The sequence below is a fragment of the Sulfuricurvum sp. genome (assembly GCF_049587615.1).
Classification (GTDB): Bacteria; Campylobacterota; Campylobacteria; order Campylobacterales; family Sulfurimonadaceae; genus Sulfuricurvum.
On sequence record NZ_JBAVEF010000046.1, the window covers coordinates 88576 to 110800 of the forward strand.

Sequence of the window (22225 nt, forward strand, 5' to 3'; positions counted from 1 at the left end):
CATGTATATTTATGACAGCGTCAAAAAAAGCAAACAAAAATTTGAATCCCTAAGAGAAGGGAAAGTATCTCTTTACGTCTGCGGACCGACGGTTTATGACGATGCCCATTTGGGGCATGCTAAAAGTGCGTTGGTTTTCGATCTTCTCCGCCGTGTTTTAGAAGCCGAGGGATACGATGTCCTCTTTGCCCGTAACATCACGGACATCGATGATAAAATCATCAACAAAGCACAGGATTCAGGGATCAGTACCGCTGAAATCGCCGAGCGCTATACCGCAGCCTATCACCGCGATATGGCAGCCATCGGAGTGAGAGCTCCGACATTGGAACCCAAAGCGACCGAATCGATCGACGCCATGGCGGAAATGATTCAAAAGCTCCTCGATCGCGGCCATGCCTACCGTATCAGCAACGGAGATATCTATTTCGATACCTCTAGCGACAAAAACTACCTCTCCCTCTCCAACCGCCAAAGTTCAGAGAATGTCAGCCGGGTTGAAAAAGTTTCCGAAAAACGTAACGAGGCCGATTTTGCTCTCTGGAAAGCGGTGCCGGGTGAGGGTGTCGCGTTTGATTCTCCGTTCGGACGGGGTCGCCCGGGATGGCATTTGGAGTGCTCGGCGATGATCGAGCGCTATGTTACCTCGGGAGAGGGAGAATACGCTATCGATATCCACGGCGGCGGTGCCGATCTCCTCTTCCCCCACCACGAAAACGAAGCGGCGCAAACCCGCTGTGCGACCAACCGTGAACTCGCAAAATACTGGATGCACAACGGCTTTGTCACCATCGGCGGTGAAAAGATGTCGAAGAGTCTGGGAAACAGCTTTTTTCTCAAAGACGCCCTCAAAGCCTATCATGGCGAAGTGCTCCGGTTTTACCTCCTCAGCACCCACTATCGCGGGGATTTCAACTTTAACGAAGAGGATCTCATTTCCTCCAAACGGCGACTCGACCGTCTTTACCGCCTCAAAAAGCGCCTTTTCGGCCTCACTGCCGAGTACATCGATACCGAATTCAAAAAAAATCTTCTTGAAGCGCTGGGGGATGATCTGAACGTCTCCAAAGCCTATGCCTTGATCGATGAGCTGATTTCTCAGGCGAATGAAGCGCTGGATACCAATCCCAAAGACAAAGCCTATCGCCAGAGTCTCCTGAGCGCTTTGGCAACCGTCGAAACGGTATTGGGATTCGGTGGACAAAATCCCTTCGAGTATTTTCAATTCGGATTGGATGATACGACAAAAATCAAAATCAATGACTTGGTCGCCAAACGTTCTGAAGCCAAACGCGCCAAAAATTTCGGCTTGTCCGATTCTCTGCGCGATGAGCTGACCTCCATGGGAGTCGCTATCATGGATACTGCCGACGGAACCTTTTGGGAGATGCGCGAGTGAAATTCAGCGAAATATACAAACGATTTTGGCCGTATATCAAAGGGTATAAATTTTATTTTATCCTCGTCTTTATCGGGATTATCCTGACGGTCACCGCAACCGCCGCGACCGCCCATATTATGCAGCCGTTAATGGACAATATGTTCATCAAACGTGATCCGGATATGCTCTATCTGATTCCGATTCTTTTGGTAGGAATCTATGCCCTTAAATCGCTGGGCCGTTATATCCAATCGGTCTTTACGACTTATATCGGTCTTCACATCATCACCCGCTTGCGGGAAGATTTACTCACGAAAATGCTTCATCTGGATATGCAGTTTCTGTATGTTAACCGCAGCGGCGAACTGATCTCACGGATCACCAATGACATCGCCCGGGTCCAATATTTTGTCTCGTCGATGCTTCCTGAACTTATTCGCGAAACCTTAACCGTTATTGCATTGATAGGATATGTCATCTACCTGAATATGACGTTGGCATTTTGGGCATTAATCGTTATGCCGCTCATCATCCTTCCCCTCCTAAAAATCACCAAACGGCTCAAACGTCTCTCGCACCGTTCCCAAGAAAAAAATGCCGATATCATGACCCGTTTGACGGAAGTATTCAACAACAGCGAAATCATTAAAGCAAACGCGACAGAGAAACATGAAATGAGACGCTTTTCGGCGGAAAACGAACATTTCTTTGCCATCAACATGAAATCTACCTATACCGGCGAATTGGTCTCGCCGATCATGGAAATGATCGCCGCCGTCGGATTGGCTACGGTTATTTTTATCGGTGGACATGAAGTCTATGAAGGAAAAATGAGTGTCGGTGAATTCACCGCGTTTTTGACAGCCATCGGATTGGTATTCCAACCTTTGCGAGGGATTAGCAACATCTACAGCAGAATTCAAGACGCCATTGCCGCCAGTGAACGGGTCTTTCATATTTTTGATTTGAAAAACAAAATTCAAGACGGTGCGCTGAGCCTCAACCAGAGTGTACAATCCATCGATTTTAAAAATGTTACCTTAAAATTCGGTGAAAAAACCGCTCTTGAAAATTTGAATCTTTCGATCCATGCCGGGCAAAGTATCGCCCTTGTCGGGCAAAGCGGCGGCGGTAAAAGTTCGTTGGTCAATCTCCTCTTACGTTTTTACGATCCCGATGAGGGGGAAGTATCCATCAATAATCATTCACTCACCGAGTACACCCAAAATTCGCTTCGCCATCAAATTTCTGTCGTTTCGCAGCGAGTGTATATCTTTCAAGACACCCTGGCCGCCAATGTTGCCTACGGTGAAACTATCGATGATGAACGGGTCAAAGAAGCGCTTCAGATGGCAGATGCTTTAGAATTTGCACTGAATCTTCCGGAGGGGATTCACACACTCATGCAAGAGTTCGGTGCCAATCTCTCCGGCGGACAGCGTCAGCGGATTGCCATCGCCAGAGCTATTTATCGCCAATCTTCCCTTCTCATTCTGGATGAAGCAACCAGTGCTCTTGACAACGAGAGTGAAAGAAAAATTCAAAGCGCACTTGAGCTGTATACCAAAGACAAAATCACCATTACGATTGCCCATCGGCTCAGTACTATTGTTCATGCCGATCTCATTTTATATTTTGAAAAAGGTCGTATCATCGCCCAAGGGACCCATGAACAACTTTTGGAACACTCCAGTGCATACCAGCGTCTCAGCCGAACATTAGCAGAAGAATAAAAAGGATTTTTATGGGATTGCCCCTTCATTCACGCATGCGACAAAAAATAAAAAACGGACTTAACACCCTTCTGGTATCTCTTTTTCAAAAAGAGGCCAGACGCGAGCCGATTCCCGCGGATGAGATCAAACGCATTCTCGTCATTCGAATCAACTACCGTATCGGGAACATCCTCTTTACTACCCCCTTGCTGCGTGCACTGGAGCAACGTTTTCCGGAAGCTTCGATGGATATCCTTATCGGAGCAGCCTATCCGGCTCCCTTGTTGAAAGGTTTTTCTACCGTTCGCAATGTTTTTGATTTTCCTCGAAAACTTCTCAAAAATCCTTATGCGGCATACCAATATATTCAGCACTTACGGGCCAATCATTATGATTTGGTCATTAATCTCAATACCGGATCGGCCAGCGATCGAGGGGCAACCCTCTTGGCCAGAGGAACCTATAAACTTGGGTTTGATGCAAAAGGAAATTGGTCTCCTTCCACCCATGTCGTACCCGTTCCTGCAGGCATTGTCCATGAAGCGCTCAAACCTTTGTATTTGATGCAGGCATTCGGAAACCAACCCACCGATTTTCCTCAAAAAATGGATATTGCCCTCAGTGAATCCGAAAAAAAACAGGGGCTCGAAGAGCTCAAAAAACGGCTTTTGGCGCAAGGATATGTGTGGGGAAATCAGAAAAAAATTATCGGTATGTTTCGCGATGCCCGATTTGAAAAAAAGATTGATAATGAATGGTGGGAAGCTTGGTATGCCCAGATGAAACACCTCAATCCCGACACCCTCTTTATCGATATTCTCTCTCCCGATGTTACCGAAAAATTAAGCGAGGATCTCTATACCCTTATGGAATCCAATCTTCGGCAGCTCGGAGCAATCCTTTCACAGATGGATGCTTTTGTCTGCGGGGATACGGGTCCGATGCACTTGGCGAGTGCTTCAGGCGTTCCGACGATTGCACTCTTTAAAGCAAGCGCTCCTGCTTTGTACGGAACGTTGGGTATCCATGATCGTTCACTCACCCTGAGCGGTTCTACACCCGAAAGGATTGCATTGCAAATCACGGAACACCTCGCTTCTCTTCCTGCAGTGGGGGAAGCTTCGGCGCGTTAGAGTTCTTTCATAACGCTTTGTTATGCTGAAGTCTATTAACAAACCATTCAACCTTTTTTGAGTATAATCGCGTCAACTTTAATCCTGATGAGGCGGATGGTATGTTTGATTACGAATCGTTAAAACCCTGGCTTTTTAAACTTCAACCCGAAAGTGCCCATACCCTTGCCGCTGCAGTATTGCGCAGTGCGAGTTTTTGTCCCCCGCTTGTAAACGGCTGGATGGCCAAACATTTTATTAGCCACCCTTCCCTCACCCAGGAACTTTTCGGACGTACCTTTTTGAACCCCGTCGGACTGGCGGCAGGGTTCGATAAAAATGCGACGATGTTTCACGGGGTGATGTCGATGGGATTCGGTTTTAGTGAAATCGGTACCCTCACCCCAAAACCCCAAGAGGGAAATCCCCGTCCTCGTTTGTGGAGACACATCGAAGAAGAATCGCTTCAAAATGCGATGGGATTCAACAATGACGGACTCTTCCGCATCTCTCACCGTCTTAAAAACATCTACCCTTTCAGTACCCCTATCGGCGTCAATATCGGAAAAAATAAAATCACCCCTGAAGATAAAGCGATCAAAGACTACACAACGTTGATCAAAGCGCTTCATGAATACGCCGACTACATGGTTATCAACATCTCCTCCCCGAACACTCCGGGGCTGCGCGATTTGCAAAACGAAGCGTTTATCAGTCAGCTTTTCGCCGAAGCCAAAGCGATCACGCATAAGCCGATTTTGTTGAAAATCGCCCCCGACATGACTGAAGATCAAGCCGTTGCCCTCTGTGTACATGCTGTGGAAAGCGGAGCGGACGGAATTATTGCGACCAATACGACGATCGATTATTCCCTCGTCTCCGAACCCGAAGATATGGGAGGGCTCAGCGGTGAAGTATTGCGCGAACGGAGTTTTTACATCTTCGATGCGATTGCACGCGAACTCTACGGAAAAACGACCTTGATCAGTGTCGGCGGCATCAGTACCCCCGAAGAAGCGTACCGACGCATACGTGCAGGAGCTTCACTCGTACAAATCTACACCTCGCTGATTTTCAAAGGTCCCGAAGTGATCGAAGAGATCAACAGCGGCCTTATCGATCTCTTGGCATCCGATGGCTATACCTCCATTACCGAAGCAATCGGCGCTGATCGGCGATGAAAATTCTCGCCGCTACAATTTTGAGTTTAGGAACCCTTATGGCCTCATCACTGCCTCACTATGAAACGTCAACCCTCTCCAACGGATTACAAGTTGTTGCCATTCCGATGGATAACGGCTCGCAGGTGATCTCTACCGATATTTTTTATCAGGTAGGAAGCCGAAACGAAGTGATGGGCAAAAGCGGTATTGCCCATATGCTCGAACACATGAACTTCAAATCGACGAAAAACCTCAAAGCGGGTGAATTTGACGAAGAGGTGAAAAGTGTCGGCGGATTGAACAACGCCTCGACCGGATTTGACTATACCCACTACTACATCAAATCCAGTACCGAAAATCTCCCCAAATCACTCTCCCTTTTTGCGGAGCTGATGCAAAATCTCAATCTCAAAGACGATGAGTTTCAGCCCGAGCGTAACGTCGTTGCCGAAGAGCGGCGGTGGAGAACCGATAACAATCCGATGGGGTATCTCTATTTCCGCCTCTTTAACAGCGCCTATGTCTACCACCCGTATCACTGGACCCCGATCGGCTTTATGAACGATATTCAAACCTGGACACTGGAGGATATTCGGAGTTTTCACAAAACCTATTATCAGCCGAAAAACGCTATTTTAGTCGTTACGGGAGACATAACGGCCGATAGAGTTTTCGAAGAGGCGCAAAAACACTTCGGAAACGTCCCTAATACGGTCGATATCCCTGAGAAAAAAATCATTGAACCGGAGCAAGACGGTGAACGCCGTGTCATCGTCAATAAAGAATCGGAAGTGGAGATGTTAGCCATCTCTTTCCCGATTCCGAACTTTCAGCATGCCGATCAACCGAAACTCTCAGCCCTCAGCGAAATGCTCAGTACGGGGAAAAGTTCACGTCTCAACCGTATTTTGGTCGATGAAAAACGGCTTGTCAATCAAATCTATGCCTACAACATGGAAAATATCGATCCGGGCGTCTTTTTATTTTTGGCCGTTTGCAATAACGGCATTCAAGCCGAAAGCGTCGAAAAAGAGATCTGGGACGTTATCCGAAGCCTCCAAAACAAACCGGTAGAAGAGGCTGAACTGAACAAAATCAAGATTAATACCCGAGCCGATTTCATCTACTCCCTCGAGAGTTCGACGTCGGTGGCCGATTTGTTTGGCAGTTATCTCGCCCGCGGAGACATTTCTCCGTTGATGCGGTATGAATCGGCGATCGAAGCCCTGAAACCCGATGAAATTCAAACGGTCGCCAAACGCTATCTTGTCCCTGAAAAATCAACGACGATAATCCTACGAAAAGGTCAAAAATGAATCTAGTAACAGGCTCAACAACCGCCTTGATAACCCCTTTTAAAAACGGAAAATTGGATGAGCAAAAATACGCTGATCTGGTTCAACGCCAAATCAACAACGGGATAGATGCGGTTTGTCCTGTCGGAACGACGGGAGAAAGTGCAACCCTCAGTTATGATGAAGACCGCATCTGTATGGAAATTGCGGTAAGCGTTTGCAAGGGGACCAAAACCAAAGTACTCGCAGGGGCAGGAAGCAACTCAACGGCTGAAGCGATCGAAGCGGCTCGCACAGCTCAAAAATGCGGTGTCGATGCTATCTTTTCGGTGGCTCCGTATTACAACAAACCTTCGCAAGAGGGGCTCTATCAGCACTATAAAGCGATTGCCGAGTCGGTTCCGGAACTTCCGTTTATGCTCTACAACGTGCCGGGGCGAACCGTTGTCGACATCAGTGCCGATACCGTCATCCGACTCTTTGATGATGTTCCGAACATCTACGGTATCAAAGAGGCGACAGGGAGTATCGAGCGATCCATCGAGCTCCTTTCCCGCCGGCCGGAACTCAAAGTCTTTTCAGGGGATGATGCCATCGATTACGCCATCCTCTCCTGCGGCGGTGCCGGAATCACCTCCGTTACCTCCAACCTCTTGCCGGATATGAAAAGCGCTCTTGTTTCCAAAGCCCTCTCCGGCGACTTTATCGGTTCAAAAGCAATCAATGACGCTCTATTTCCCATCAACAAGGTCCTCTTTCTCGAATCCAATCCGGTCATGATCAAAGCGGCAATGTTTATTGCCGGACTCATTGATACCCTCGAATATCGCCTTCCACTGGTTCCCCCAAGCAGTGAAAACATGAAAAAGCTCGAAGCCGTTATGAAAAATTACAACATTGTAGGAGTATAAAAGAATGACAAATATGCAAGGTAAAACACTCGTTATCACCGGAGCTACCAAAGGGATAGGTCAGGCTATTGCTGAAAAATTTGCGCAAAAGGGTGTCAATATTGCCTTCACCTACAACTCCAATGCGGAGACAGCCAGTATTTTGGCACAGGAATGGGAGAGCAAATACGGTATTAAAGCACGAGCCTATCCCCTCAATATTTTAGAAACCGATGAATTCAAGCCCCTCTTCGAAGCCATTGATGCCGATTTCGACCGCGTCGATTTTTTCGTCAGCAACGCAATGATTTATGGCCGTCCCGTTGTCGGCGGATACGGTAAATTTATGCGTCTTAAACCCCGCGGACTCAACAACATCTATACCGCAACCGTCAACGCGTTTGTTGTAGGAACCCAAGAAGCGGCAAAACGGATGGAAAAAGTAGGCGGCGGTGCCGTGGTGACGATGTCGAGTACCGGAAACCTGATCTACATTGAAAACTATGCTGGACATGGAACCAACAAAGCGGCCGTCGAAGCGATGAGCCGTTACGCAGCAGTCGAACTCGGTGAAATGAATATTCGTGTCAATGCCGTATCCGGCGGACCGATTGATACCGATGCACTCAAAGCGTTCACGAACTACGAAGAGGTCAAAGCCGAAACGATCAAACGCTCCGCTCTCAATCGCATGGGAAGCCCGAACGACATCGCCGGCGCTGTCTATTTCCTCTGCACCGAAGAAGCAAGCTGGATCACCGGGCAAACGATCATCGTTGACGGTGGAACTACTTTTCGTTAATTATATACACCAAAAGAGCAAAGCCCTTTTGCCGACGGCGGGTTAAAACCTTCGCCTTTGGTTCCGAACCTATGAATGTGAGGTTTCTCACATTCATAACGGTTCTCATGCTAACGCTGAGTTTTGCTCGGCGCAAAGCCCACGCGCAGTTAACCGCGCTTTACATAACCTGCCTTAAAGGTAAACTTGGTGTTTAACATTCCCAATATCTTAGCATTTATCCGCCTCCTCATCGCCCCGGTGATGTTTTGGATCATCCTTAATCCTCAAATCTTCACCGATATGGGATGGCATATCAGTTGGAGCTACTATACCGCCTCCTTGCTCTTTGTTATCGCCAGTATTACCGACTTTTTTGACGGTTACGTCGCACGTGAACTGGATCAAATCACCATTGTCGGACAGATTCTCGATCCGCTCGCCGATAAGATGTTGACCTTGGCCGCTTTTTTAGGTCTTATGATGAGCGGGGATGCTTCTGCATGGGCCATCTATATCATCATTGTACGGGAACTCTTTATTACGGGGTTGCGCACCCTTTCCTTATCCGAGGGGATCGATATCAGCGCTTCGTGGGCAGGTAAAGTAAAAACCGTTGCCCAAATGATTGCCATTGGAATTTTGCTGATGCACTGGCCGTTTGGGGATACACTCCTCTGGATCGCCGTAGCCCTAACCGTCTATTCAGGAGCGGAATACCTCGTCGGATTTGCCAAAGCTTATAAAGGAAAACTCTAATATGTCGTGGTTAATCGCCCTTGCCGTCCTCTCGGCCCTCATTTTTTTCCATGAACTCGGGCACTACAGCGCCGCCCGTTTTTTCGGCGTTTACGTCGAAGTATTCAGCATCGGTTTCGGTAAAAAACTTCTCTCCTTTCAGTGGCTCGGTACCCAGTGGCAAATCTCCGCCATCCCCTTAGGCGGTTACGTCAAGATGAAGGGACAAGACGACTCCGATCCTACCGCGATCAGCAGTGACAATGACAGCTATACGACGAAAAAGCCGTGGCAGCGGATCATAATCCTCCTCGCCGGGCCGCTCGCTAACTTTGCCCTCGCATGGGTCTTTTTTTATGCCATCGCCCTAGGGGGGCCGCAAGCTCTCTCTCCTATCATCGGGAGTGTGGCAAAAGAGTCTCCGGCAGCTGCCGCAGGACTTCAAAAGGGGGACATCGTCCGCTCGATCAACGGAGAAAGAATTACCGAATGGAATGAACTTTCCGATGCGGTCAAATCCTCCGTCGGGACACTGACACTGCAGATTGAGCGCCAAAACATGGTTCATCTTCTGAGTATTACCCCAAAAATCACCGAAACGCAAAATATTTTTAAAGAGACGGTTCAACAACGGATGGTCGGGATCGCCCCCGCAGGTGTCACCCATACCCTCGATCTGAGTTTTAGCGAAACCATCGCCTATGCGTCCAAGCAAACGTATGAAACCTCTTTTCTTATTTTTCAAAGTGTTCAGAAACTTCTTACCGGAATCGTACCCGCTTCCGAGGTAGGAGGAGTCGTCAGTATCACAAAAATCACTGCCGACGCCGCCGAATACGGATGGATGAGTCTCTGTTTCTTTGCCGCTTTGATTTCCGTCAATCTGGGTGTTCTCAATCTCCTTCCGATCCCTGCCCTTGACGGGGGGCACATTATGTTTAATCTTTATGAAATGATCCGCCGCAAAGCACCGAGCGAAGCGGTGATAGCACAACTCACCATTGGTGGATGGATCCTATTACTCGCTCTCATGAGTTTGGGACTTTATAACGATATAACAAGGTTGATGCAATGACTACACTGGAACAAAAACTTCACTTTGACCGGATTATCGAACGGGTTGAAAAAGCCCGTTTACGGGTAAACGATCATCACATTGTCAAGATTGTCGCCGCAAGCAAATACGTCGATGCTGAGGCGATTGCCGCTCTTTATGCTATCGGGCAAAGAGCATTTGGAGAGAACAAAGTTCAAGACCTTATCGCCAAAAGCGAAGCCTTGAAAGATCTCCCCATCGAATGGCATTTCATCGGAACACTGCAAAAAAACAAGATCAATCATCTCTTGAGCGTACGTCCCCATCTTCTTCATTCCATCGACTCTGTAGAGCTTGCCCACGCACTCAATGAGAGGCTGGAGCGGGAGAATATGACTTTGCGTGCTTTGATTCAAATCAATTCGGCGTATGAAGAGAGTAAAAGCGGTTTTCTCCCTGAAGAGATCAACGAAAAATACGCTCAAATACACGAAGAGTGCCCGAGACTTCATCTGCAAGGGGTGATGTCTATCGGAGCGCATGTCGATGATCCGACCATTGTTCGCAAAAGCTTTGAAACAACCCGCCGTATTTTTGAAACACTTCCGAACGCTACGGTTTGTTCCATGGGGATGAGCGGTGATTTTGAACTGGCGATCGAATCGGGTTCCAACCTGATCCGACTAGGCTCTATTCTGTTTCCAAAAGGGTAACTTTTCCCCTTTTCCCCCCTTCTTTCGCTACAATCGCCTGTTTCCTATGTTATAATAAGATTGAATAGGCGAAGAAGGGTAAAGTAGTGAATAGAATCAAACAGAGGGCAATACTCTATGCTATGGCGCTCGTTACCTTACTCATCATCATTTTTATTATCACGATTGCCCAAGACAAAAAAAAAGTATTGGATGAAAAAACATCCTCCCATCGTGCCTTATTGCGCAACTCTTTTGATTTGGCAATGCTGGATACCCAAAAAGGGTTAACCGAACTGGCCTGCCAAATGGCGGGAAACCGTGAGCTCGTGGACGCTTTTGCCTCACACGATCGCCAGAAGCTCTATCAGCTGGCACTCCCTTATTTTAGTGAGGCAAAAAAGCGCGGAGAGGTTGATTTAAGCGGATTTATCGGTGCGGATGGTGTCCATTTCCTCCGTATCCAAGATCCTCACAAATTTGGTGACAATATTCTTCACAAACGCCCTGTATTGGCGCATGCAATCAAAACCCGACAAGCGATTACAACGTTGGATGTCACGATCTATGATGTCGCAGTAGTGACCATCATCCCGATCTTTAACAATCAGACCTTCGTCGGTATTCTGCAGACCGTAGCTAAAATCGACCGTGTCCAAGAACGGCTTAATTCCCACTCCGGCATTAAAAGTGCCATTGCCTTTGATTCCAAACGGCTCAAAGTTTTGTTGCCGGATGTGGTTAAAACTCAGTATAGCGGCTATTCTCTCGTCTCTTCGAATGATCCCCTCTTCGATCACCTCCCCGCCGGTTTTAGATTTGACAAAAGCAACCGTTATGAAATCGGTAACGCTACGTATGTCATTGCTTCCCGTCCCTTAAGCGATTATAAAAATGACACGATTGCGATGATGACGTGTGCATTTGACATCACCAATGACGTCAATGAGTATCATAAAGAGATTCGCAATCTTCTTGTAATCAGTTTGCTTTTACTGACCATCATCGGCATTATATTGCATTACGGTTTTCGAATTTTGATTCGTCGAATTGACAAAGATGCCCAAATTACGCGTGAACTAAATCAAAAACTCGAACATCAGCTCTACACCGATTATCTCACCTCTCTTCCCAATCGGAATGCCTTGATTCGAGACATCGAAAAGAATAATTTCTACGCTCTTATGCTTCTGAATATCGATAATTTCAAAGAAATTAACGATTTTTACGGTCATGCGATCGGGGATGAGACTCTGTTAGCCCTAACCCAATCGATTCAAGAAGCCATTGTCGATTTACCGATGCAGCTTTATAAAATGCCCTCGGATGAATATGCCATTACCCTCAATGAACCGATGGGGATCACCCAGTTAGAAGCATCTCGCCTCAGCATCATTCATCATCTTCAGTCTCAGTACTACGATTTGCACGGGGCCAGTATCTATGTTACCCTAACCATGGGGATGGACATCGCGCTTAGACGCACGCATACCCAAAACCTCCTTGCCAATGCCGATATGGCACTCAAATCGGCTAAAAAAAGACACCTGAGTTATCTCCTTTACGATGAAAGCATGCAAATTAAACAAGAGTACCAACACAATATTTTGTGGAACAAAAAGCTCAAAGAGGCCATTGAAGAAAAACGCTTTTGCCTCCACTATCAGCCGGTTTTTAATGCAAAAAACGGAGAGTTGATGGAATACGAAGCCCTTGTTCGGATGATCGATGAGAATGGGTCCATAGTCTCCCCGGGTTATTTTCTCCCTGCGGCAAAACAATCCCGTCTCTATCCGTTACTCTCTCAGTTTGTCATTGACGGCGTGTTTAAAATGTTGGAGAGTACACCCCATACCTATTCGATCAATCTTTCGGTGGATGATATTTTCGATAAACCGACCAAAGAGTTTTTAACTTACAAACTCCGTGATTCCGTCCATAGCGACCGTATCATTATTGAGCTTTTAGAGAGTGAGGGGATCGAAAATTACCAAGAGGTCTCTGCCTTTATCGCCGAAATGAAACAATTCGGATGCCGTATCGCGATCGACGATTTTGGTACCGGCTATTCCAATTTCGCCCATATTATCAAACTCGACGTGGATATCCTAAAAATCGACGGTTCCTTGATCCGCAATATCGATACCGATACCAATGCCCAAACCATTGTAACCGCCGTCACCGAATTCTCGAAACATTTAGGTTTTCAGACCGTAGCTGAGTTTGTCCATTCCGAAGCGGTCTATGCAAAATGTAAAGAGCTGGGTGTAGACTATCTGCAAGGGTATTATTTGGGGGAACCTAAGCCCCTCTAGGATGAAAGGGTGAACCGAAATCCTTTGCGGTTTCCTTCACACACTCCGACCTCTCCGCCGTGCGATTCAACAATGTTTTTGGAAAGTACCAGTCCTAAACCGTTTCCGCGCTCTTTGGTACTTTTAAACGCTTCAAAGAGCCACTTTTTATTTTCAATCGCAATCCCCGTATCGTAAATCTCAAACGTATGGACAAGCCCCTTGAAAGAGTGGGTGATTTCGATTTTCCCCTCCTCTTCTTCATCCAGTTCAATCGCATCGATCGCATTAAAAACAAAATTGCTAAACAGCATCGTCAACAAATCCAGATCCCCGATGAGTTCAAAATCCTCTTCCGGAAAAACAAACTCAATATTTTTGCCATAACTGTAATACCCGATAGCGCTCAACAGCGCTTCGCGTATCTGCCACCATCTTATGGGATTTTTTTGAGCACTCACCCCTTTGGAAAACATCAATGTCGCTTTAATGATCCTCTCAATCCGATAAAGCGATTTTTGAATCTCTTCGACGATCGGACGATTTTCGGGTATTACCCGCTTCATCAGTGTGGAGGCGAGCAAAGCGATGGAGCCAACAGGATTACGGATTTCATGGGAGAGATGCGCCGCCATCTGCCCCATCGTAGCAAGATTTTCTTTTCGCTTTTGCTCCGTAATATCGGTAGCGCTCAACAAACGTTTTTCATTATGATGGGCTGATTTGATCAAATAGGAGCGTTCATTAAACGTTATCTCGTAATCTTCATCGTCCAGATGAAGGGTTTCAAAAAGTTTCTCCAGATCCTTCCCTTGCGAATTTTGCAAAAAAATGGACCCATCCGACTCCACGATCCATATCGCGTTGGGCAAAAACTCGATGACCTGTTCAATCGTACTTTGCAGATGATTATACGATTGGCGCAGAGCTACGTACTCCTCTTCAACCTTATAGGTTTGATCGATGAGGGCTTTGAGCTCTGCGGGGGAGATCGATTCTGACATTAATAATCACCCAAGTGCATCAAAATACGATACAGTCCATACGCATCGCTGATCCCTGAGAGTTCACGAATCGAGTGCATCCCGAGCGTCGGGACACCCACATCGATGGTCTCGATTCCTAAGTGGGTAGCACTGATGGGGCCGATGGTCGAACCGCATCCCATATCACTGCGAGTCACAAAAATTTGGGTCGGGATATGGAGGGCTCTGGCACACTGGACGAATCGTCCCTGTGTCCGTGAGCTCGTTGCGTAACGCTGATTGGAGTTGATCTTGATCGCAACCCCCTGATTCAGAATCGGGGCATGCTCGCTCTCATGCTTACTCGGGAAATTGGGGTGCTGTGCGTGGGCATTATCGCACGATACCATCAGTGAACGGCGCATCAGCGTCCCGAACTCTTCACCCGCAATGCGGCGCAGCGTCTCTTCCACAAACGTCCCCCCTGCCCCTACGTGCGAATCACTCCCCACCTCTTCGTGATCCATGCACGCGAGCATCATGGGATAAGAGCTCTCCAGCAACGCCTGCAGCCCCACATAACAGCTGAGGAGGTTGTCCAGCCGCGCGGAGGTTATAAACTCTTGATTAATCCCTACAAATCCCCCTTTTTGACAATCATAGAAACTGAGTTCATGCGCCAAAAGGGTCAAATGGCTGCTATCCTCCTGGATATGTGAAAGGATAAACGACTCAAAATCGACATCCCCCGTCGCAATGAGGGGGACAATATCGGATTGGGCGTTGATGGAGCGGGAGCTGTTGGCATCCCGATCGAGATGGATGGCCAGCGAGGGGATAACGGCGATGGGAAGATTGATATTGATCAATGCCTCTTTGCGCACTTCCCCTTCCAAATAGACGACACGCCCGGCAAGCCCCAAATCCCGATCAAACCACGGGTTCAGCAACACTCCGCCATAAGGCTCCACCCCCAACCGTTTTACCCCCGCAGAGGTCGTCAGAGGAGTCGGTTTGAGACGCAGATGGGGAGAATCGGTATGGGCTCCGACAATGGTATACCCTTTTTCGGCACACGGAGGATAGGTAAAGGCGATAATCGAGGAATCGTTGCGGGTGACGTAATAATCAGACCCGATCTCCAGTTCCCATTCCTCATCTTCAGCCAGTCGGATAAACCCCCGGCATTCCAACGTTTTCGCCATCCACATCACCGCATGAAACGGGGTCGGGGAAGCATCGATAAAATGGATCATCTCTTCGTTAAATTCACGCATCATTGTCTCCTATATAACATCCACATCTTCCAGCACACTTAACTCTTCAATCACCTTATTATCCACCCGTATCGCCGAATCGATGACGACATCGGCGAGTTTCGAGACGATGGTGAGTTTAATCTCACGGCGTCCCGGATGACGGCGGACGAGGGTATAGAGTTTCTCTAACGTCTCAAGGTTGTCGCTCAGACGGAGTCGCAGCTGCAACGGCTCCTGCGGCGGAAGGTTTTCGACGATTTTGGTCTCCACCTTTTTCGCCTCTTTTTTCGCTTCGTTCAGGGTCATAATCTTCGTGACACTGATGCGGGTGAACATCTCGGTGTGGGTCACTTTGACCTTGAACGCGATCGGTTCATCCAAATCCATTTGTTCGAGCTGCTCAAGTTTATCGCTGAACAGCATCATCTCGATATTGCCATGAAAGTCCATCAGACTGACTAATCCGAACTGCGACCCTTTTTTCGACATCTTTTTCGTGATCTCTTCGACCTTACCAATGAAAATGGCACTCGATCCATCTTCGATATTTTCAACTTCACTGGAGAGGGTATAGTTGATCGCGTCAATTTGCTCGCGGAAGTTGTCAAGGGGATGACCAGAGACGTAGAAGCCCAGGGTGTCTTTCTCGAAATCGAGGAGGCTTTTGAGGTCAAACTCCTCCATGTTTTTGAGGTTGAGCTCGACGGCCGTTACCTCTTCATCATCCCCGAAAAGGCTGAATTGGGCATCTTTTTTCAAAGACGACCCTTTTTTCGCCGTTTCGACAAGGGTTTCGACCTGCTCGATCAGCGCACGGCGGGAGTAGCCGAAATGATCCAATCCCCCGGCTTTGATGATGCACTCGATCACTTTTTTATTCACTTTTTGAGGCTCGATACGGTTGATGAAGTCTTGAATATCTTTAAACTCCCCCTCGGCTCTCGCTTCCAAAATCGATTCGACCGCCGCTTCCCCGACCCCTTTGATCGCCCCAAGACCGAAAAGGATCTGATCCTGACCGTCTTTGTTGATCGCGGAGAATTCGAGCTGTGAGTGGTTGATATCGGGAGCTCCGAGGAAGATTTTCATCCGCTTGGCTTCGTCGATGTATTTGACGACTTTATCGGTGTTGTCTTTCTCCGAGGTGAGGAGTGCCGCCATAAACTCCTGCGGATAGTACGTCTTGAGCCATGCGGTTTGGAACGTAACCATCGCATACGCCGCCGAGTGGGATTTGTTGAACCCGTATCCGGCAAATTTTTCGATCAGATCGAAGAGTTCGGAGGCTTTTTTGTAATCGAGTCCCTGATTGGCTGCCCCTTCCGAGAACTCTTTATTGTATTTTTGCATCTCTTCGATTTTTTTCTTACCCATCGCACGGCGAACGATGTCCGCCCCACCGAGGCTCATTCCCCCGACCGTTTGTACGATCTGCATAACCTGCTCTTGGTAAACGATGACCCCATACGTCGGTTTGAGGATCGGCTCCATCGATGCAAACGTGTAGCTGATCGCCTGACGGCCGTGTTTACGCTCGATAAAATCATCCAGCATCCCCGATTCCATCGGTCCCGGACGGTAAAGGGCCAGAACCGCGATCAAGTCTTCGAAAGAGCTGGGTTTGAGACGTTTGTTCAAATCCTGCATCCCCGAACTCTCAATCTGGAACATCCCGATCGTATCCCCGCTTTGGATAATCTCGTATACTTTCGGATCATTTTCGTCAATTTTATGCCAATTAACCTCTACGTCGTAACGCTTTTTGATCAGTTTGATCGCGTTATCGATCACGTCGAGGGTTTTGAGTCCCAAGAAGTCGAATTTGATCAGGTCGATGTCTTCGAGATAGTTCAGAGAATATTGGGTGACAAACGTCTCCTCCCCTGAGGGTTTGTAGATCGGGGTTTTCTTCCACAGCGGTTCGTTAGAGATAACGACTCCCGCCGCGTGCATCCCCGCATTGCGTTTAAGCCCTTCGAGCTTTTTAGAAAACTCCCACACCCGCGCGATCTGCGGATCGGATTCGACGAGTTCCTGAATCTTCGGCTCTTTTTGGAAGGCTCCCGGTTTGAATTCTCCCCCTTTGGTCTTCCCGTTTAGGGTAATCCCCAGCTCATCGGGGATCAGTTTGGCCATCATGTCGGCTTGGGAGAGAGGCATCTCTAAAACCCGCGCAACGTCGCGAATAACCCCTTTGGCTAGGAGCGAACCGAAGGTAATGATCTGCGCTACCTGCTCCCGCCCGTATTTGCGGACGACGTAATCGATGATCTCGCCGCGCCGCGCCTGCATAAAGTCCATATCGATATCGGGCATCGATACCCGCTCCGGATTGAGAAAACGCTCGAAAAGCAAATCGTATTTCATCGGGTCGATATCGGTGATCTCAAGACTATAGGCGACAAGGCTCCCTGCAGCCGATCCCCGTCCCGGTCCTACGGCGATCCCCATCCGTTTCGCTTCACGGACGAAATCCCAAACGATGAGCATATAGCCAGGGAATTTCATCTGGTTAATCACCTGCATCTCAAATTCGAGACGGTCGCGATATTCCTGATGGCGTTCGGCAGGAACGTGAATCAGACGCTCTTCGAGACCGATACGGCAGCGGTGGATAAAATACTCCGAATCCTCTTCGATATTAAGCCCCTCTTCGAGAGCGTATTCGGTCGTAAATTTAAAATTTGGGGGTGTCGGGTTACCGAGTTTGAGTTCGAGCTGACACTTATCGACAATCTCTTGGGTGTTATACAACGCTTCGGGGATGTCGGCAAAAAGGCGTGCCATCTGCTCAGGCGATTTGATATAAAACTCATGAACGGAGTGGCGCATCCGCTTTGGGTCGTCGTAGAGTTTATTCATCCCGATACACATAAACGCTTCGTGATACTGCGCATCGTCGGCATAGGTGTAGTGGGTGTCGTTGGTCGCGACGAGTTTAATCCCCGTTTCTTGAGAGATACGGATCACCTGCTCGTCAATAAAGAGCTGATCGGCGATCCCGTGGCGCATGATCTCCATGTAAAAATCATCCCCGAATATCTCTTTGTACTCCAACGCAATCCGCTTCGCCTCTTCAAACCCTAACGCCCCGTTTTTGACGTTACGTTCGCTGTTGGTGTTGAGATGCCAATTCACCTCCCCCTGCAAACACGCCGAGGTACAGATAATCCCCTCGCAGTTCTCACGGAGAAGCTGTTTGTTAATGCGGGGAAAATAGTAAAAGCCGTTGATATAGGCCTGAGAGGAGAGGTACATCAGGTTTTTATAACCCGCTTCGTTTTTAGCAAACAAACAAACGTGAAAACGCTGTTTGATCGTTTTATCCCCTAATTCCTCACCGTTATGGATATACGCCTCCATCCCGATGATCGGTTTGATCCCCTCTTTGCGCATCTGCTGATAAAAATCGATCGCCCCGAACATATTCCCGTGATCGCTCATCGCCACCGAGGTCATCCCCAGCTCTTTGACGCGAGAGGCCAGTGCGGAGATCTTGTTTGCACCGTCGAGAAGGGAGTATTCGGTATGGAGATGGAGGTGGGTAAAGGGGGGGATTGTACTCATGAAAAAATGCCTTGGAAAAAAGTAAAAAGATTATAGTATCTCGACGGTAAAGGGGAGCTTTTACAGCCGTTTGGAAAGCACTTTATTCAGCCCGTCTGCAAATGCCCGCACCGTTTTTTCCCCGATAGCACTGGGGCCGCCCGTGATCTCGCCGTTATTGCGCAACTCTTCCATCAGATTGCGCATCGCGAGGAGATGTTTGATGTTGTTCTCATCATAAATCGTTCCGCGCGGATCGAGAGCCACGGCCCCGATCGTCACAATACGATCAGCTAGGGGAATGTCAGCGGTAATGACGAAATCTTCGGCCTCGCACAGTTCGGCAATACGGTGATCCGCTTCGTCGGGGCCTTGTGCGACCACTTCCATCGAAACATGGTGAACGTCCGGAATACCGATCCGCTTATTGGCGATGAAAATCGTCGTAATTTGCCTCTTTAGTACGGCTCGAAGGAGAATTTCTTTGAGTGCGTTGGGGAACGCATCAGCATCAACGAGGATTTTCATTTATCCCAATCTCGCGCTGAGTTCATGCTTATAGGCTTCAAGATCAAATTCTTTTACCCGTGCCACACCGCTTTTTACCGCCGCATTGGCTACACTTGCGGAGACTTCGACGATAAGCCGCTTATCAAACGGTTTAGGGATGATGTACTCAGGGCCGAATTCCAACTGCGTTCCGTACAGTTCATTAAGATACGCCGGAACCTCTTGACGTGTCAACATTGCCAAAGCATGGGATGCCGCCACTTTCATCTCCATATTGATCGTTTTCGCCCGCACATCCATTGCCCCTCGAAAAATAAACGGGAACCCCAAAACGTTGTTCACCTGGTTGGGATAATCGCTCCGTCCGGTCGCAATGATTGCATCGTCTCGTACGCTGCGAACTTCTTCGGGAAAGAGTTCGGGGGTCGGGTTGGCAAGGGTAAAGATGATAGGATTGGAAGCCATACGCGCGATATGATCACACGTAAAACTCCCCGGAGCCGAGAGCCCCACCGCGACGTCGGCATTCTCAAACGCTTCGGAAAGGCTCATCCCCTCGGGTGCCGCAAATTCTCGTTTTTGGGGATTGAGATCACTTCTGCCTGCATGGATCAGCCCTTTGGAATCGGACATATAGATTTCACGCACCCCCATAAAACGGTAAATCCGCCCGCAGCTAATCGCCGCAGCCCCCGCTCCGACAATAACGATTCTCATGTTTTCCAAAGAACGCCCGGTGATGTGAGCCGCGTTGATGATTCCCGCCGAAGAGATCACCGCCGTCCCGTGCTGATCGTCATGCATCACGGGGATATCAAGCCGCTCAACCAGACGCCGTTCAATCTCGAAACACTCGGGCGCTTTGATGTCTTCGAGGTTGATCCCCCCGAACGTCGGAGCAATTGCCGCAACCACATCGCAAAAACGGTCGATATCGGTCTCATCCACTTCGATATCGTACGAATCGAGTCCACCGAATTTTTTAAAAAGAATCGCTTTTCCTTCCATCACCGGCTTGGAAGCCAAGGCTCCCAGATTTCCCAGCCCCAATACGGCCGTACCGTTGGAGATCACCGCAACCAAATTGCCTTTTGCGGTATAACGGTAGGCGTCGTCGGGAGTTTTCTGTATCTCCAGACACGGCGCCGCTACTCCGGGGGTGTAGGCCAAACTCAGATCACCCTGCGATGCAAACGGTTTCGTGATTTCCGTTGCGATTTTTCCCGGATGGGGGTACGCGTGGTAATCCAACGCTCTCTTATTTAATTCGCTGTCATGACTCAAATTTCTTCCTTCTCTTTGTTATTCACTAATGTTACACATTTTTCGGGCAAAGCCCGCAAAGTGGCAGAGACGCCCAACCGGTACTTCGTACATCGGCATAGGTTTCAAAGCTAAAAAAGCCAAGCCGTTGGCATTTTTGACGCTTTTCACCCGTACAACCCCCTGAAGCTACCCGCATCTTTCGGATGCGGGAGAAAACTGATCTTTTATCCCCTTTTAGAAAAAGTGCTTAAGATCAGTTATTCTGATACACAGCGCACATACGCCGGTTCGGTTTTGTTTGCCGTTGCGACAGAACCGAGTTTAAATCCTACTACATACGCTTCACGCTCATTCAAACTATCCTGTGTCCAATAGTAGCGGTGCATCATTGCCCCGAAATAGTGCATATTGACACTCGGACGAAAATGGTCATAATCGACAATACCGTACAGCTCCTCCGTGGTCGGCAAACGCCATGATCGTCCATGCAAGGTGAGATTCTCGCATTGCTCTTTAGCGTGTTCATAGGTGTATTTGGCACGTTTATCGGTGGCATCGAGCGAATGCCAAAGAAGTCCTGATTCTTTAGATACCGTCCCGTGCGGGGTAAGCGTATAAACTTTTTCCGGTTTACTTAAGGGCTGATTCGTACAGGCGACGGCAATTTTTTTCGTCGGAGGCGAAAGGGTGATATTACGCTCTTTGGGGTAAAAACTGTATCCCACCATTGCAATAATACCGCCATCCCCTTCGCTCCCCGTCCCGATTTCGGTATTATCTGATGGGCCTCGATTATAGGACCAGTAGCTAAATCCCTCGCTCAATGCACTGTTGGAAGGCAAAGCAAACAATTCTTGTATCGACATTTGCCGCCACGATGCCCCTAAAGCACGGCAATATTCATGGGCCTGTTCTTGGGTATACGTTTCGGTAGGAGAGAATCGATCCTCTCCCCATCCCAACGAGGCGAGAAGAGGAAAGAAAAGCAGACTAAAGCGGCGCACAGGTATCCGCCAATAATCCGCCTCGAAGCCCTTCATACGCTTCCGTTCCGACCAGTTTCTTAACGATGGCGAGACCAAAGCAGATCGCTGTCCCCGGACCGCGTGATGTCATGATATTGGCCGTTTCCACTACGGCACTTTGTGAACCTCGATAGCCGGGTACTTTGATTTCATCTTCAACGCTGGGATAGCACGTATACCCCTCTTTGAGTACTCCGGCCGTATAAAGAGCGTACGGAGCGGCACATATTGCACCGATATTTTTCCTCTTTGCATCCATCTCTTGAAGCAGCGATTGAATGTGAGGGTCTTGCGCCAACGCTTTCGTACCGCCCCATCCGCCGGGAAGGACGATCATATCGAGGTCATCGGCACTCAATCCTTTGACCGAGCGATCACATTGGACACTGATCCCATTGGCCCCTTTCACTATCATCTGATCATTCAACGATCCCATGATAACCTCAATCCCAGCTCGACGCAACACATCGATGATACTCACCGCTTCGATTTCTTCAAATCCTTCGGCAATTGGAACTAAAACTTTGGACATTTGCACGCCTTTTCATTTACTACTT

Annotated in this window: 19 protein-coding genes; 11 read left to right on the top strand and 8 right to left on the bottom strand. The window is 48.3% G+C overall.

Annotation, left to right across the window (positions count from 1 at the left end):
- Position 1 precedes the first annotated feature (1 nt).
- The 11 genes from cysS (at position 2) to WB308_RS08070 (ending at position 13118) form a co-directional block, all read left to right on the top strand.
- Entirely contained in the window at positions 2-1399 is a 1398-nt protein-coding gene (gene cysS, locus WB308_RS08020) for a cysteine--tRNA ligase (protein WP_424190719.1), read from the top strand.
- The gene (locus tag WB308_RS08025; RefSeq protein ID WP_424190721.1) at positions 1396-3114 is read left to right on the top strand and encodes an ABC transporter ATP-binding protein; all 1719 of its coding nucleotides are present in this window, start codon (positions 1396-1398) and stop codon (positions 3112-3114) included. Before cysS ends, WB308_RS08025 begins: the two co-directional genes overlap by 4 nt.
- Before the next feature lie 11 nt (positions 3115-3125).
- Positions 3126-4229 (top strand): glycosyltransferase family 9 protein, encoded by a 1104-nt coding sequence (locus tag WB308_RS08030; protein ID WP_424190723.1) that lies wholly within the window; start codon positions 3126-3128, stop codon positions 4227-4229.
- 101 nt (positions 4230-4330) lie between these two features.
- On the top strand, positions 4331-5389 hold the full coding sequence (locus WB308_RS08035; protein ID WP_424190725.1) for a quinone-dependent dihydroorotate dehydrogenase: 1059 nt from the start codon (positions 4331-4333) through the stop codon (positions 5387-5389).
- A 38-nt stretch (positions 5390-5427) separates the two neighbouring features.
- Positions 5428-6687 (top strand): M16 family metallopeptidase, encoded by a 1260-nt coding sequence (locus WB308_RS08040; protein WP_424190727.1) that lies wholly within the window; start codon positions 5428-5430, stop codon positions 6685-6687.
- Positions 6684-7577: a 4-hydroxy-tetrahydrodipicolinate synthase gene (gene dapA / locus WB308_RS08045; RefSeq protein ID WP_424190729.1), complete on the top strand. Its 894-nt coding sequence runs from the start codon at positions 6684-6686 to the stop codon at positions 7575-7577. Before WB308_RS08040 ends, dapA begins: the two co-directional genes overlap by 4 nt.
- Positions 7578-7581: 4 nt before the next feature.
- Positions 7582-8358 carry an enoyl-ACP reductase gene (locus WB308_RS08050; protein WP_424190731.1) on the top strand — a complete coding sequence of 259 codons (777 nt, stop codon included), beginning with the start codon at positions 7582-7584 and terminating at the stop codon, positions 8356-8358.
- Positions 8359-8547: 189 nt separating this feature from the next.
- The gene (gene pgsA / locus WB308_RS08055; protein ID WP_424190733.1) at positions 8548-9096 is read left to right on the top strand and encodes a CDP-diacylglycerol--glycerol-3-phosphate 3-phosphatidyltransferase; all 549 of its coding nucleotides are present in this window, start codon (positions 8548-8550) and stop codon (positions 9094-9096) included.
- A gap of 1 nt (position 9097) precedes the next feature.
- Positions 9098-10150 carry an RIP metalloprotease RseP gene (gene rseP / locus WB308_RS08060; RefSeq protein WP_424190736.1) on the top strand — a complete coding sequence of 351 codons (1053 nt, stop codon included), beginning with the start codon at positions 9098-9100 and terminating at the stop codon, positions 10148-10150.
- On the top strand, positions 10147-10824 hold the full coding sequence (locus WB308_RS08065) for a YggS family pyridoxal phosphate-dependent enzyme (protein ID WP_424190738.1): 678 nt from the start codon (positions 10147-10149) through the stop codon (positions 10822-10824). The genes rseP and WB308_RS08065 overlap by 4 nt, the downstream gene beginning before the upstream one ends.
- A gap of 86 nt (positions 10825-10910) precedes the next feature.
- Complete coding sequence (locus tag WB308_RS08070) at positions 10911-13118, top strand: EAL domain-containing protein (RefSeq protein WP_424190740.1); 2208 nt, start codon at positions 10911-10913, stop codon at positions 13116-13118.
- Here the strand turns inward: WB308_RS08070 and WB308_RS08075 are convergent.
- The 8 genes from WB308_RS08075 to WB308_RS08110 all read right to left on the bottom strand — a co-directional run bounded on the left by WB308_RS08075 (position 13115) and on the right by WB308_RS08110 (position 22200).
- The gene (locus tag WB308_RS08075) at positions 13115-14101 is read right to left on the bottom strand and encodes a sensor histidine kinase (RefSeq protein WP_424190741.1); all 987 of its coding nucleotides are present in this window, start codon (positions 14099-14101) and stop codon (positions 13115-13117) included. The genes WB308_RS08070 and WB308_RS08075 overlap by 4 nt on opposite strands.
- Positions 14101-15342 carry a M18 family aminopeptidase gene (locus WB308_RS08080; RefSeq protein WP_424190742.1) on the bottom strand — a complete coding sequence of 414 codons (1242 nt, stop codon included), beginning with the start codon at positions 15340-15342 and terminating at the stop codon, positions 14101-14103. The genes WB308_RS08075 and WB308_RS08080 overlap by 1 nt, the downstream gene beginning before the upstream one ends.
- 6 nt (positions 15343-15348) lie before the next feature.
- The gene (dnaE, locus tag WB308_RS08085; protein ID WP_424190743.1) at positions 15349-18888 is read right to left on the bottom strand and encodes a DNA polymerase III subunit alpha; all 3540 of its coding nucleotides are present in this window, start codon (positions 18886-18888) and stop codon (positions 15349-15351) included.
- Between the two features lie 60 nt (positions 18889-18948).
- Positions 18949-19395 carry a YaiI/YqxD family protein gene (locus WB308_RS08090; RefSeq protein ID WP_424190744.1) on the bottom strand — a complete coding sequence of 149 codons (447 nt, stop codon included), beginning with the start codon at positions 19393-19395 and terminating at the stop codon, positions 18949-18951.
- Positions 19396-20661 carry a malic enzyme-like NAD(P)-binding protein gene (locus WB308_RS08095; protein WP_424190745.1) on the bottom strand — a complete coding sequence of 422 codons (1266 nt, stop codon included), beginning with the start codon at positions 20659-20661 and terminating at the stop codon, positions 19396-19398.
- A gap of 18 nt (positions 20662-20679) precedes the next feature.
- The gene (locus tag WB308_RS08100; protein ID WP_424190746.1) at positions 20680-20811 is read right to left on the bottom strand and encodes a hypothetical protein; all 132 of its coding nucleotides are present in this window, start codon (positions 20809-20811) and stop codon (positions 20680-20682) included.
- 89 nt (positions 20812-20900) lie between these two features.
- A complete protein-coding gene (locus WB308_RS08105; RefSeq protein WP_424190747.1) occupies positions 20901-21683 on the bottom strand; it encodes a DUF1566 domain-containing protein in 783 nt (260 codons plus the stop codon).
- Complete coding sequence (locus WB308_RS08110; RefSeq protein WP_424190748.1) at positions 21634-22200, bottom strand: DJ-1 family glyoxalase III; 567 nt, start codon at positions 22198-22200, stop codon at positions 21634-21636. The genes WB308_RS08105 and WB308_RS08110 overlap by 50 nt, the downstream gene beginning before the upstream one ends.
- Between the last annotated feature and the right edge of the window lie 25 nt (positions 22201-22225).

Excerpts from the sequence above, each read along its gene's own strand:
- cysS (WP_424190719.1), top strand. The coding sequence starts at position 2 with ATGTATATTTATGACAGCGTCAAAAAAAGCAAACAAAAATTTGAATCC.
- WB308_RS08030 (WP_424190723.1), top strand. The coding sequence starts at position 3,126 with ATGGGATTGCCCCTTCATTCACGCATGCGACAAAAAATAAAAAACGGA.
- WB308_RS08035 (WP_424190725.1), top strand. The coding sequence starts at position 4,331 with ATGTTTGATTACGAATCGTTAAAACCCTGGCTTTTTAAACTTCAACCC.
- WB308_RS08040 (WP_424190727.1), top strand. The coding sequence starts at position 5,428 with ATGGCCTCATCACTGCCTCACTATGAAACGTCAACCCTCTCCAACGGA.
- dapA (WP_424190729.1), top strand. The coding sequence starts at position 6,684 with ATGAATCTAGTAACAGGCTCAACAACCGCCTTGATAACCCCTTTTAAA.
- WB308_RS08050 (WP_424190731.1), top strand. The coding sequence starts at position 7,582 with ATGACAAATATGCAAGGTAAAACACTCGTTATCACCGGAGCTACCAAA.
- rseP (WP_424190736.1), top strand. The coding sequence starts at position 9,098 with ATGTCGTGGTTAATCGCCCTTGCCGTCCTCTCGGCCCTCATTTTTTTC.
- WB308_RS08065 (WP_424190738.1), top strand. The coding sequence starts at position 10,147 with ATGACTACACTGGAACAAAAACTTCACTTTGACCGGATTATCGAACGG.
- WB308_RS08075 (WP_424190741.1), bottom strand. The coding sequence starts at position 14,101 with ATGTCAGAATCGATCTCCCCCGCAGAGCTCAAAGCCCTCATCGATCAA.
- WB308_RS08080 (WP_424190742.1), bottom strand. The coding sequence starts at position 15,342 with ATGATGCGTGAATTTAACGAAGAGATGATCCATTTTATCGATGCTTCC.
- dnaE (WP_424190743.1), bottom strand. The coding sequence starts at position 18,888 with ATGAGTACAATCCCCCCCTTTACCCACCTCCATCTCCATACCGAATAC.
- WB308_RS08090 (WP_424190744.1), bottom strand. The coding sequence starts at position 19,395 with ATGAAAATCCTCGTTGATGCTGATGCGTTCCCCAACGCACTCAAAGAA.
- WB308_RS08105 (WP_424190747.1), bottom strand. The coding sequence starts at position 21,683 with ATGAAGGGCTTCGAGGCGGATTATTGGCGGATACCTGTGCGCCGCTTT.
- WB308_RS08110 (WP_424190748.1), bottom strand. The coding sequence starts at position 22,200 with ATGTCCAAAGTTTTAGTTCCAATTGCCGAAGGATTTGAAGAAATCGAA.